This window comes from Burkholderia sp. AU27893, from assembly GCF_002223205.1.
In the GTDB taxonomy this organism is placed as follows: domain Bacteria; phylum Pseudomonadota; class Gammaproteobacteria; order Burkholderiales; family Burkholderiaceae; genus Burkholderia.
The window spans coordinates 1,914,205-1,926,275 of sequence record NZ_NKFD01000004.1 but is presented as its reverse complement, the minus strand read 5'-3'; the positions used below and the strand labels follow the sequence as shown (position 1 = coordinate 1,926,275).

The following is a 12,071-nucleotide window of genomic DNA, read 5'->3' as shown; positions in this document are numbered from 1 at the left end:
GTTATGTTTATTGAGAGAAAGGATGCGGAGGTAATACGGTCGCCAACGGGGAGAAATCGGCGTCCAAAACCCTGCACGGCGGTGCCGACAGGCCAATTCGGCGGAATCAGGCGGGGTTTTCAACCGCTGAAATAAGATAGCGTCCAAGTCTGATAAACAACTCCTATGAAAGAATCGATTGGAGAATCGGCGTTTGAAACTGTATTTATGAAAGAATCGAGCGGTGATAATGCCTCGGATTGTCTTGAATCGGGGTTATCGGTCCTTCTCGTCGACGATCAACCGTTCGTCGGCGAGGTGATCCGCCGCGCGCTGCGCAGCGAACATGACATCGACCTGCATGTTTGCACCGACGCGCACCGGGCGATGGCGGTCGCGCGCGACGTGAAGCCGACAGTCATCCTGCAGGACCTCGTGATGCCGGAGATCGACGGCCTCGATCTGGTCCGCGCGTGGCGCGCGGACGCCGGCACCGCCCGCGTGCCGATCATCGTGCTGTCCGCGAAGGAGGAGCCGATCGTCAAGCGCGAGGCGTTCATCGCCGGCGCGAACGACTATCTGGTGAAGCTCCCCGACGCGATGGAGCTGGCTGCCCGCATCCGCTATCACTCGAATTCCTACCTGATGTCCCGGCAGCGCGACGAGGCGCTCGATTTCCTGTCGCACGACATGCGTTCGCCGCAGACGTCGATCCTCGCGCTGCTCGACGTCTACCGGGCCGAGCACGGCGAGATGCCGGCGATCATGGAGCGCATTGCCGGCCATGCGCGGCGCGCGCTCGCGCTGGCCGACGGCTTCATCCACCTGACCCGCGCGCAGTCCGAGCGCCGCGCGCACGAGGTCGTGAGTCTCAACGAGATCGTGCTCGACGCCGCCGACCAGCTGTGGGAGAAGGCGGCCGGGCTCGGCAGCCGGGTTGCCGCGCACGTGCCCGATACCGAATGCGTGACGATGGGCGACCGCATGATGCTGACGCGCGCGGTCGCGAACCTGATCGACAACGGGCTGAAGTACGGCCCGGCCGGCACGGACGTGTACTGCACGCTGGGTAGCGAGGACGGCGCCTGGCTGATCGGTGTCGAGGACACCGGCGCGGGAATCGCGCCGGAGCAGCGCACGGCCGCGACCGAGTCGTTCGTGCAGCTCGAATCCGCGCATGGCGCGGCGCGCGGCGGCTTCGGCCTCGGGCTCGCGTTCGTCCGCGCGACGGCGGCGCGGCATCGCGGCCAGATCCTGATGCGCAATACGGCGCGCGGCTTCATGGTCGCGCTTCGGCTGCCGGCGCAAGCGGAGCGGTGATGTCGCGGCGCGGCCTGCCGGCGCCGCGCTGCCCGAGAGACCCTGATGTGCTCGTGGCGCGCCGTCCGGCGCGCAGGCGGGCGTGGATTTTTTCAACGCTGATTTTATAAAGCCCATAACGAACATGGCCACCGTGACGCCCCGCGCAACCAATGAAAGCCTGCATCCGACGATCGGCGCTGCCCGGCTGACGCTCGGCAATCGCATCCTGCTCAGCTTCGGCGTGCTGTTCGTGCTGATGCTGGTGACAGCCGGCGTCTCTTACGAGCGACTGCGCGCGATCAACAGCGAAGCCGTCAGCATCGAGCGCGACTCGCTGCCGGGCGTCTACCTCGCGTCGTCGCTGCGCGCAGCGGTCAACGAAACGTTCGTCATGCTGCAGCAGGCGACGTTCGTCGAGACCGATCCCGATGCCGTGCAGCGCGATCTCGCGAAGATCGCGGATGCGACGAAGCAGGTCGAAGCGCTGTCGGTCGACTATCAGGCGTCGATCTTCCGCGACGACGACCGCGCGCGGTATGCAACGTTTCGCGGCGCATACGATCGCTACCTGCCGCTGTTGACCGACGCGGTACAGAAGCACCGCGGCTCGCGCGACGACGCGATCGCCGCCTATGCGAAGGTGTTGCCGGGGTGGGCCGAGGTCGTGCAGGACGCGAACATCATGGTCCAGGAGAATCGCAAGTTCGCGGACCAGTCCGCGAGGGTGATCCGCGAATCCGTGCAGGACACGGAAGTCGTGCTCGTCGGTGCGCTGACGATCATGCTGCTGTCCGCGCTCGGGCTCGGCTACCTGCTGTACCGCTCGGTCACCGTCCCGATGGCGCGGCTCGTCGAGGTGCACGACGTGATGCGCACCGGCAACCTGACGCGCCGCCTCGACCTGCGCCGCCGCGACGAATTCGGCACGCTCGAGACGGGCTTCAACCGGATGGCCGACGAGCTGACCGAACTCGTCGCCCGCGCGCAGCAATCGTCGCTGCAGGTGACGACGTCGGTGGCCGAGATCGCGGCGACGTCGCGCGAGCAGCAGGCGACCGCGAACGAAACCGCGGCGACGACGACCGAGATCGGCGCGACCTCGCGCGAGATCTTCGCGACGTCGCGCGACCTGCTGCGCACGATGAACGAGGTGGCCGGCGTGGCCGAGCAGTCGGCGACGCTCGCGGGCGTGAGCCAGAGCGGGCTCACGCGGATGGGCGAGACGATGCGCAGCGTGATGGACGCGGCCGGTTCGGTGAACGCGAAGCTCGCGATCCTCAACGAGAAGGCGCTGAACATCAACCAGGTGGTCGCGACGATCACCAAGGTGGCCGACCAGACCAACCTGCTGTCGCTGAACGCGGCGATCGAGGCCGAGAAGGCCGGCGAATACGGCCGCGGCTTCGCGGTCGTCGCGACGGAGATCCGCCGCCTCGCCGACCAGACGGCGGTGGCGACCTACGACATCGAGCAGACGGTGAAGGAAATCCAGTCGGCGGTGTCGGCGGGCGTGATGGGGATGGACAAGTTCTCCGAGGAAGTGCGCCGCGGGATGCTCGACGTGCAGCAGGTCGGCGGCCAGCTGTCGCAGATCATCGCCGAGGTGCAGACGCTCGCGCCGCGCTTCCAGATGGTCAACGAAGGGATGCAGACGCAGGCGAACGGCGCCGAGCAGATCACGCAGGCGCTGTCGCAACTGTCGGAGGCCGCGCAGCAGACGGCCGAGTCGCTGCGCCAGTCGTCGCAGGCGATCGACGACCTGACGCTCGTCGCGAACCAGTTGCGCACCAGCGTGTCGCGCTTCAAGGTCGACGCGTGACGCGCGCCGACCCGCAGAACGGCGCCCACGCGCTGTTCCTGATGTTCGAGCTCGATGGCGGGCGCTATGCGCTCGACGCAGCCGGCATCGACGAGGTGCTGCCGCTCGCGGTCACGAAGGCCGTGCCCGGCGCACCCGACTGGATCGCCGGGTTGCTGATGCGCGGCGGCCAGCCGGTGCCGGTGATCGACGTGCCGATGCTGGCGCTCGGGCGCCGCGCCCATGCGCTGCGCTCGACGCGGCTCGTGATGGTCCGCTACCGCGCGGACGAAGCGAACGGCGAGCGCACGATCGGGCTGATCGTCGAGCGTGCGACGCAGACGATGCGGATCGACCGCGCGGCGTTCCGCGCGAGCGGCATCTCGACCGCACGCACGCGCTGGCTCGGGCCCGTCGCGAATACGCCCGATGGCGTCGTGCAGCAGGTATCGGTATCCGACCTGGTCGACGACGTCGCGCGCCTGTATCTGTTCGACGGCCTGCCGGGCCACTGGGGAGAGTCCGCATGAAAGAGTCCGAATCGCGATTTCGCGGCTGGCTGCTGCGCGAGACCGGCATCGACCCCGATTCGCTCGGCAACGATTTCCTGACCCGCGCGCTGACGGAACGCGTGCACGCGCTGCAGGCGGACGGCGAGCGCCTGCCGTCGGCGGCGCGGCTGCCCGTCACGCAGGACGCGCTCGACGCCTACTGGCATCAGCTCAATGCGTCGGCCGACGAGCGGCGTGCGCTGATCGAGCTGTTCGTCGTGCCCGAGACCTGGTTCTTCCGCGACCGCGAGGCCTTCGCGACGCTCGCGCGGCTCGCGACGGAGCGGCTCGCCGCGCTGCCCGGCCGGGTGATCCGCGTGCTGAGCGCGCCGTGCTCGACCGGCGAGGAGCCGTATTCGGCGGCGATGGCGCTGCTCGACGCGGGGCTCGACCCGGCCAGCTTCACGATCGACGCGATCGATCTCAGCACGCGCGCGATCGAGCAGGCGCGGCTCGGCTGCTACGGGCGCAATGCGTTCCGCGGCACCGCGACGGAGTTTCGCGCGCGGCACTTCACGCCGACCCGCGACGGCTGGCTGCTCGACGAGCGCGTGCGCGCGTGCGTGCAGTTCAGTCAGTCGAACCTCGTCGAACCGGCCGTGGATACCGGTATTCGCTACGATTTCGTGTTCTGCCGCAACGTGCTGATCTACTTCGATCGCGACGCGCAGGATCGCGTGATCCGCTCGCTCGACGCGCGTCTGGCCGACGACGGCATGCTGTTCGTCGGGCCGGCGGAAACGGGCGTCGCGATGCGGCACGGGATGCGCTCGGCGCGCGTGCCGCTGGCGTTTGCGTTTCATCGCGAAGCCGCCCCCGCGGCGCCCGACGTATTCGCGGCCCGGCAGGCGGCACCGCTGGCGGCGGCAGCGCCGTACCGGCGCGCGGAGCGTTTCACGGTTGCACCGCTTGCGGCGACGCGCTCGGTGCTGGCGGTCGCGCCGCCGGCCTGGCTCGGCGATGCGCGTCAGCCGTTCGCGGCACCGCCGCCCGCGATGCGCGCGGCCGCGTTCGACGCACGGGGCGACCTGCCGGTGACGGCGGCCGAACCGGCCGGGTCGCTCGCACCGGTGGCGGAGCGCGCCGCGCCGACGCTGGAAGAGGCGCAGGCGCTGGCGAATGCCGGCGCGTTCGACGAGGCCGAGCGCGTGCTCGCGCAGTTCTCGGCGCGCGTCGGGCCGCATGCCGATGCGTTCTACCTGAACGGGCTGATCGCGGATGCGCGCGGCCGCGCCGCTGAAGCCGGCGACTTCTACCGGAAGGCGTTGTACCTGCGGCCCACGCACCACGAAGCGCTGACCCATCTCGCGACGCTGCTCGACGTCGGCGGCGATCGTGCGGGCGCGCAATGGCTGCTCGAGCGCGCACGGCGCTCGGCCGGCTGACAAGACGATGGGTTGGGAACGATACCGCGATGACCAGAGGAATCCATGAACCGCGCCGCCGCTGCCATTGACGAGACGACGATCGACGTCGACGATTGCTGGAACCGGATCGGCACGCGCGGCGACCGTACGTGCGAGCGGCTGAACGACTGCCTGCGCTGCCTGAACTGCCCGGTGTACGCGTATCACGCGGCGAAGCTGCTCGAGCGCCCGCTCGACCGCGCCGAGATGGCCGACACCACGCGCCGGATGAGCGCACCCGGTGCGCCGCACGTGCACGACGCCGATGCCGATACGCACCACGCGGCGCTGGCGTTCCGCGTGGCCGACGAATGGCTCGCGCTGCCGATCGGCGTGCTGCGCGAGATTGCCGGCACGCGCCCGATCCATTCGCTGCCGCATCGGCGCAATTCGGCCGTGCGCGGCGTGGTCAACATCCGCGGCACGCTGCGCATCGCGATCTCGATCGGCGCGCTGCTCGGCCTCGATGCCGGCAAGGGCGGCAACGGCGGTGACGACGACCGCTTCACGCGGCTGCTGGTGGCGGCGCACCAGGGCGAGCCGGTCGTGTTTCCGGTCGACGAAGTCGAGGGCGTGCTGCGCTTCGGCGCCGCCGACTGGGTGCCCGTGCCGGCGACGGTCGGGCGCGCGAGCGCCGGCCTGTCGCGCGGCGTGCTGTCATGGCGCGGCAAGTCGGTGGGCCTGCTCGACGACGACCGCCTGTTCGACGCAGTCACACGGAGCATGCGATGAGCGGCGATGACGACCTGAGCCACCTGTCGCTGCTCGAGCTGTATCGCGAGGAGACGCGCACGCAGACCCAGGCGCTGTCCGAGCGGCTGCTCGCGCTCGAATCGGGCGAACCCGATTCCGTCGCGCTCGAGGCATGCATGCGCGCCGCGCATTCGCTGAAGGGCGCCGCGCGCATCGTCGGCGTGCCGCTCGGCGTCGACATCGCGGGGCGGATGGAAGAGTGCTTCGTTGCCGCGCAGGCCGGTACGATCGCGCTGACGGCCACGCACGTCGACGTGCTGCTGGCGGGCGTCGATCTGCTGGTGCGCGTCGGCGATCCGCAAGGGCAGCCCGTCACGCAGACGGAGATCGACGTGTTCGCGGCCGCGCTGACCGGCGCCGACGGCGCGCAGGCGATGCAGGCGGCGGCCGCGGTCCCGCCGCCGGTGCCGCCGTCGGTCGTCCCGTTTCGGGAGCACGACGGCGCCGCGAACGAACCCGTCGGGGCCAGCGCCGCGGTGCCGCCGCTTGCGGTATCGGGCGGCGTGCCCGATCCGGCCCAGGCCGGCCGCGTGGCCGGCGCCGGCGCGATGCGCCGCGTGCGTGCGGATACGCTGAACCGGCTGCTGAGCCTGTCCGGCGAATCGCTGGTCGAATCGCGCTGGCTCAAGCCGTTCGCCGAATCGATGCTGCGCGTGAAGCGCGCCCAGCGCGACGCGGCGCGGTCGCTCGATTTGATGTACGAACAATTCGCCGACGATCTCGACGCGGGCATGCTCGCGTCGATGAACGAAGTGCGGCACATGCTCAACGACCTGCAGCGATCGCTCGCCGAGCGCATGGACGAATTCGACCGCTTCGAGCGGCGCAGCACGCATATCGCCGAGCAGCTGTACGACGAAGCGCTGCAGTGCCGGATGCGGCCGTTCGGCGACGCGACGCGCGCGTACCCGCGCATCGTCCGCGATCTCGCGCGCTCGCTCGGCAAGCAGGTGCGTTTCTCGATCGTCGGCGAGGGCACCCAGGTCGATCGCGACATCCTCGACCTGCTCGACGCGCCGCTCGGCCACCTGCTGCGCAATGCGATCGATCACGGTGTCGATTCGCCGGACGCACGGCGGGCGCGCGGCAAGCCGGCCGAGGCGAGCGTGACGCTGGAGGCGCGCCACAGCGCCGGCTCGCTGCTGGTCAGCGTGATCGACGACGGGCCCGGTGTCGACATGGACGCGCTGCGCGCGGCCGTCGTGCGCCAGCGCCTGACCGATGACGAGACGGCCGCGCGGCTGTCCGATCCCGAGCTGCTCGAATTCCTGCTGCTGCCCGGCTTCTCGATGCGCGATGCGGTGACCGACGTGTCGGGCCGCGGCGTCGGCCTCGACGCGGTGCAGGAGATGGTGCGCGGCGTGCGCGGCGCGGTGCGGATCTTCAACGAACCGGGCGCGGGCATGCGCTTCGTGCTGCAGCTGCCGCTCACGCTGTCGGTGATCCGCAGCCTGCTCGTCGAAGTGGGCGGCGAGCCGTATGCGTTTCCGCTCGCACACGTGCGCCGCACGCTCGAACTCGCGCACGACGACATCGACGTGCTCGAAGGGCAGCCGCATTTCCCGTTCGACGGCCGGCGCGCGGGCCTCGTCGCCGCGCACCAGTTGCTGGACGCGGGCGAGCCCGACGTCGCGCGCACGAGCACGGCGGTCGTGGTCGTCGGCGGGGAGCCCGAGTTGTACGGCGTCGCGGTCGACCGCTTCCTCGGCGAGCGAATGCTCGTCGTGCAGCCGCTCGACAGCCGCCTGCACAAGATCCAGAACATCGCGGCCGGCGCGTTGCTCGAGAACGGCGACCCGGTGCTGATCGTCGACGTCGAGGACCTGATCCGCTCGGTCGACAAGCTCGTGCGCGGCGGCCAGCTCGCGCGGCTCACGCGTGATCCGCAACTCGCGCTCGCCGACCGGCGCCGCCGCGTGCTCGTCGTCGACGATTCGCTGACGGTGCGCGAGCTCGAACGCAAGCTGCTGGAGAAGCGCGGCTACGACGTGACGGTCGCGGTCGACGGGATGGAAGGCTGGAACGCGGTGCGCAGCGATGCGTTCGATCTCGTCGTCACGGACGTCGACATGCCGCGCATGGACGGCATCGAGCTCGTCACGCTGATCAAGGGCGATCCGATGCTCAAGCGCTTGCCGGTGATGATCGTGTCGTACAAGGATCGCGACGAGGATCGCCGTCGCGGGCTCGATGCGGGCGCCGACTACTACCTCGCGAAGAGCAGCTTCCACGACGAGGCGTTGCTCGACGCCGTGCACGACCTGATCGGGGACGCGCGAGGATGAACATCGGCATCGTCAACGACCTGCCGCTGGCCGTGGAGGCGCTGCGCCGCGTGATCGCGCTGCGCGCGGACCACCGCGTGCTGTGGGTCGCGACCGACGGCGACGAGGCGGTCGATTTCTGCGTTGCGCATCCGCCCGACGTGGTGCTGATGGATCTCGTGATGCCGAAGGTCGACGGCGTCGCCGCGACGCGCCGGATCATGGCGCGCGCGCCGTGCGCGATCCTGATCGTGACGGCGAGCGTCAGCGCGAACACGTCGTCGGTGTACGAGGCGATGGGCGCCGGCGCGCTCGACGCGGTCGACACGCCGACGCTCGCGCTCGGTCTGTCGACCGATGCGTCGCCGCAGGCGCTGCTCGCGAAGATCGACCAGATCGGCCGGCTGCTCGAAAGCCGCAGCGCGGCGCTCGTGCCGCCGGGGCCGACGCCCGAGCGCGGCCAGCCGACGCTCGTCGCGATCGGTGCGTCGGCGGGCGGGCCGACCGCGCTGACCGCGCTGCTGCGGGCGCTGCCGGCCGATTTTCCGGCGGCGATCGTGATCGTCCAGCACGTCGACCAGGCGTTCGCGCTCGGGATGGCCGAGTGGCTCGACGGCTATACGCGGCTGCCGGTGCGCGTCGCGCGGCAGGGCAGCATGCCGCAGGCCGGCGAGGTGCTGCTCGCGGCGACCAACGATCACCTGACCTTGTCGCCGCGCGGGGTGCTCGGCTATACGCGGCATCCGGTCGAGACGCCGTACCGGCCGTCGATCGACGTGTTCTTCAACAGCGTCGCCGACGGCTGGCAGGGCGAGGCGTTCGGCGTGCTGCTGACGGGCATGGGGCGCGACGGCGCGCTCGGCCTGAAGGCGATGCGCGCGAAGGGCTGCTACACGATCGCGCAGGACGAGGCGACCAGCGCCGTCTACGGGATGCCGAAGGCGGCCGCGGCGATCGGCGCGGCGTCGGCGATCCTGCCGCTCGAGCGGATCGCGCCCCAGCTGATCTCGCGCATCACGCGCCCGCTGCGCGACTGACTGCGCCCAGGGGCGGGCGCGGCGCCGTGCCGTGGCCGCATTGCGGGCGGCGCGGGGCGTCGCGTACAATGGCGGCCAGCGGAGATGGCATGCCTCCCTGCGGTCGTACCCGGCGCGTTGTCGCGCACGGTGCGGCCCTCAACCGCCGGTTCGCCCGGCTGATGATGCCTGCGTGTTCCTGGGTCGTCAGGAGGTCGCAGGCCGTCCATGCGGGTTTCCGCCGCCCAGGTTTTGATGCTCCGTCGAATCTGGAAATCATGTTTTTCACGACTTCTGCCGATCTTCTCGCGACCGTGCGCTATGTGTGCCGCTGGCTCGCGCTCTCGGCCCTGCTTGGCGCGCTGGCCGGCACGGCTTCCGCCCTGTTCCTGATCGCGCTCGACTGGGCGACCGGCACGCGCGTCGCGCATCCGTGGCTGCTGTGGGGGCTGCCGGCCGCCGGTTTCGCGACCGGCTGGATCTACCATCGCTTCGGCCAGTCCGTCGCGCGCGGCAACAACCTGCTGATCGACGAGATTCACGACCCGAAGGCGCTCGTGCCGAAGCGGATGGCGCCGCTCGTGCTCGTCGCGACCGTCGTCACGCACTTGTTCGGCGGCTCGGCCGGGCGCGAGGGCACGGCCGTGCAGATGGGCGGGGCGCTCGCCGACCGCGTCACGCAGGTGTTCCGTCTCGATCGGGAGCATCGCCGCGTGCTGCTGATGGGCGGCATCGCGGCCGGTTTCGCATCGGTGTTCGGCACGCCGCTCGCGGGCGCCGTGTTCGGGCTCGAGGTGCTCGCGATCGGACGCGTGCGGTACGACGCGCTGCTGACCTGCGTGGCATCGGCGATCGTCGCGGACGTCGTCTGCCGCGCGTGGGGCGTGCATCACACGGCCTATGCGATTCCGTTCGTGCCGGCCGTGTCGGCGACCGGGCTGGCCGTGACGGTCGTCGCGGGCATCGCGTTCGGCGTGGTCGGGCGGCTGTTCGCGTTTGCGACGCATGCGCTGACCGCTTGGTTCAGGCGCGTGGTCCGCTATGCGCCGCTGCAGCCGCTGCAGCCGGTGCTCGGCGGTCTGCTGGTGGCTGCGGCCGCCACCGCGCTGAACGTGCCGCAGTATCTCGGCCTCGGCATCCCGACGATCGAGGCCGCGTTCCACGGCCCGCTGCCGCTCTACGATTTCGCGGGCAAGTTCGCGTTCACCGTCGTCACGCTCGCGTCGGGGTTCAAGGGTGGCGAAGTGACGCCGCTGTTCTACATCGGCGCGACGCTCGGCAACGCGCTCGGCCAGGTGCTGGCATTGCCGGTGCCCGTGCTCGCGGGGCTGGGCTTCGTCGCGGTGTTCGCCGGCGCGGCCAACACGCCGATCGCGTCGACGATCATGGCCATCGAACTGTTCGGCGCGGATATCGGCGTGTATGCGATCGTCGCGTGCGTCGTCGCTTATCTGTTTTCAGGGCACGCGGGGATTTACCGGTCGCAGCGAGTGGCCGTGGGGAAGGGGGCGCCGGCCGAAGCGGAGTGATGCGGGCGCAGAAGGCAGGTTCGTCGCGGTTCCTCCGGGAACGTGACGCATCCGATGTCGGACGGAGGGCGTGTCGTTGCTGGTACATTTGATCGGGCCGGGCGGCGCCGGCAAGACCACGGTCGGGGCGATGTTCGCGGCACGCCTGAATTGGCGGTTCGTCGACGTGGATCAATGCTTCCTGGCCGCGCACGGGAACATCGCCGACTTCATCCGGGACCGCGGCTATGTCGAGTACGCGTCGCACAACATACGGCTGTACGAGCAACTCAAGCGCGACATGTCGGCGCCCACGATCTGCGCGGTTTCGTCCGGTTTCATGCTGTATCCGGCCGATGTCGCGCCGGCCTATCCCGCGCTTCGCCATTGCATCGAGGCGGACCGGTTCACTGCGCTCCTGTTGCCTTCGTTCGATCCCGAACGCTGCGCGAAACTGATCGTGGGCCGGCAAATGTCCCGGCCGTATCTGAATGCGAATGAAGCCGACGAGATGCGCAAGATCCGCGATCGGTTCCCCGCGTTCATGCGCCTCAACTGCAGGCGGTTTGAGAGCGACGGCCCACCCGAACACGTGGCGGCCGACATCGAACGCTTTATCGTGGCGTCGATGCCGTCGAGTGAAGGCCGTCCGGATCCGGTCGTGGACGGGCGGCTAATCCCGATGCTTCGGCGACGGATCTGAAACTCCCGCTCCGTTACACCTTCGGCAGCTTCGCGACGTTCCGCGCGAGCAACTCCTCGATGTCGATGCCCTTCTCCGCCAGCAACGCGGTGACGACACCGTTCAGTTCGCCGAGCGTCTCCTTGACCGCTTCCCGGATCGTATCGACGACCACCTGCGTGCTGCGCTCGATCTCGATGTTGACCGTGTCGTTGACGCCCTTCGCATCGAAGGTCGTCGCGCGGCGCGTTTCGGGAATCAGCCAGACATCGAACCAGCCTTCGTCGCGGTTGACGTCGGACACCGTCAGGCTGCAGCCGTTGATCGCGATATAGCCCTTCGCGAACACATATCGCTTGAACGCCTCCGGCACGCCGATGCGCACCATCCGGTTGTGTTCGGACACCGCGATATGCCGGATGGTCCCGGTGAAATCCACGTGGCCGGACAGCGGATGCCCGCCGATCTCCGCGCCGTCTTTCGCGGCGCGCTCCACGTTGATGTGCGCGCCCGTCGTGAGATCGGCCAGCGTGGTGATCCGCAGGCTCGGCAGCATCACGTCGAAGTCGATCAGCTCCGGCGAATGGATGGTCGTCACAGTCAGGCAGACGCCGTCGACCGACACGCTGGCGCCGATCTCGATATCGTCGGTAAAGCGCTCCGGGAATTCGATGCTGAAGGTTCTCAGTTCCCCGTGATCGGCGATGCGCTTGATGGTGGCAACGCCCTGGACAATTCCTGTAAACATGGTCGATCCCTAGTCGCAAATTTCCTGGTCGACATGATACGGGATACCGGAAAAGGGCACTCCT

General features: G+C 69.3%; 10 protein-coding genes and 1 riboswitch. Of the genes, 9 read left to right on the top strand and 1 reads right to left on the bottom strand.

Translation table 11 applies throughout. The annotated features are described in order from the left end of the window. Positions 1–165: 165 nt before the first annotated feature. The 9 genes from CFB47_RS28435 to CFB47_RS28390 all read left to right on the top strand — a co-directional run bounded on the left by CFB47_RS28435 (position 166) and on the right by CFB47_RS28390 (position 11,280). On the top strand, positions 166–1,299 hold the full coding sequence (locus CFB47_RS28435; RefSeq protein ID WP_089443053.1) for a hybrid sensor histidine kinase/response regulator: 1,134 nt from the start codon (positions 166–168) through the stop codon (positions 1,297–1,299). 124 nt (positions 1,300–1,423) lie between these two features. Then, positions 1,424–3,100, top strand: a complete 1,677-nt coding sequence (locus CFB47_RS28425) for a methyl-accepting chemotaxis protein (protein WP_089462984.1) — start codon at positions 1,424–1,426, stop codon at positions 3,098–3,100. After that, on the top strand, positions 3,097–3,609 hold the full coding sequence (locus CFB47_RS28420; RefSeq protein ID WP_089462983.1) for a chemotaxis protein CheW: 513 nt from the start codon (positions 3,097–3,099) through the stop codon (positions 3,607–3,609). The genes CFB47_RS28425 and CFB47_RS28420 overlap by 4 nt, the downstream gene beginning before the upstream one ends. Then, positions 3,606–5,015, top strand: a complete 1,410-nt coding sequence (locus tag CFB47_RS28415; protein ID WP_089462982.1) for a protein-glutamate O-methyltransferase CheR — start codon at positions 3,606–3,608, stop codon at positions 5,013–5,015. The genes CFB47_RS28420 and CFB47_RS28415 overlap by 4 nt, the downstream gene beginning before the upstream one ends. A 45-nt stretch (positions 5,016–5,060) precedes the next feature. Next, positions 5,061–5,768, top strand: coding sequence for a chemotaxis protein CheW (locus tag CFB47_RS28410; RefSeq protein ID WP_089462981.1), 708 nt, complete (start codon positions 5,061–5,063; stop codon positions 5,766–5,768). Further along, positions 5,765–8,074: a hybrid sensor histidine kinase/response regulator gene (locus tag CFB47_RS28405; RefSeq protein ID WP_089457772.1), complete on the top strand. Its 2,310-nt coding sequence runs from the start codon at positions 5,765–5,767 to the stop codon at positions 8,072–8,074. The genes CFB47_RS28410 and CFB47_RS28405 overlap by 4 nt, the downstream gene beginning before the upstream one ends. After that, entirely contained in the window at positions 8,071–9,090 is a 1,020-nt protein-coding gene (locus tag CFB47_RS28400; RefSeq protein ID WP_089462980.1) for a chemotaxis response regulator protein-glutamate methylesterase, read from the top strand. Before CFB47_RS28405 ends, CFB47_RS28400 begins: the two co-directional genes overlap by 4 nt. Positions 9,091–9,161: 71 nt before the next feature. Beyond that, positions 9,162–9,268: riboswitch (Fluoride riboswitch) on the top strand. A gap of 79 nt (positions 9,269–9,347) precedes the next feature. Then, a complete protein-coding gene (locus CFB47_RS28395) occupies positions 9,348–10,598 on the top strand; it encodes a voltage-gated chloride channel family protein (protein WP_089462979.1) in 1,251 nt (416 codons plus the stop codon). 70 nt (positions 10,599–10,668) lie between these two features. After that, positions 10,669–11,280 carry a shikimate kinase gene (locus tag CFB47_RS28390; RefSeq protein ID WP_256946761.1) on the top strand — a complete coding sequence of 204 codons (612 nt, stop codon included), beginning with the start codon at positions 10,669–10,671 and terminating at the stop codon, positions 11,278–11,280. A 13-nt stretch (positions 11,281–11,293) separates the two neighbouring features. On the opposite strand, the gene CFB47_RS28385 is transcribed toward CFB47_RS28390, so the two are convergent. Continuing rightward, a complete protein-coding gene (locus CFB47_RS28385; RefSeq protein WP_089462977.1) occupies positions 11,294–12,007 on the bottom strand; it encodes a riboflavin synthase subunit alpha in 714 nt (237 codons plus the stop codon). Positions 12,008–12,071 lie beyond the last annotated feature (64 nt).

Excerpts from the sequence above, each read along its gene's own strand:
- CFB47_RS28435 (WP_089443053.1), top strand. The coding sequence starts at position 166 with ATGAAAGAATCGATTGGAGAATCGGCGTTTGAAACTGTATTTATGAAA.
- CFB47_RS28425 (WP_089462984.1), top strand. The coding sequence starts at position 1,424 with ATGGCCACCGTGACGCCCCGCGCAACCAATGAAAGCCTGCATCCGACG.
- CFB47_RS28415 (WP_089462982.1), top strand. The coding sequence starts at position 3,606 with ATGAAAGAGTCCGAATCGCGATTTCGCGGCTGGCTGCTGCGCGAGACC.
- CFB47_RS28410 (WP_089462981.1), top strand. The coding sequence starts at position 5,061 with ATGAACCGCGCCGCCGCTGCCATTGACGAGACGACGATCGACGTCGAC.
- CFB47_RS28405 (WP_089457772.1), top strand. The coding sequence starts at position 5,765 with ATGAGCGGCGATGACGACCTGAGCCACCTGTCGCTGCTCGAGCTGTAT.
- CFB47_RS28400 (WP_089462980.1), top strand. The coding sequence starts at position 8,071 with ATGAACATCGGCATCGTCAACGACCTGCCGCTGGCCGTGGAGGCGCTG.
- CFB47_RS28395 (WP_089462979.1), top strand. The coding sequence starts at position 9,348 with ATGTTTTTCACGACTTCTGCCGATCTTCTCGCGACCGTGCGCTATGTG.
- CFB47_RS28385 (WP_089462977.1), bottom strand. The coding sequence starts at position 12,007 with ATGTTTACAGGAATTGTCCAGGGCGTTGCCACCATCAAGCGCATCGCC.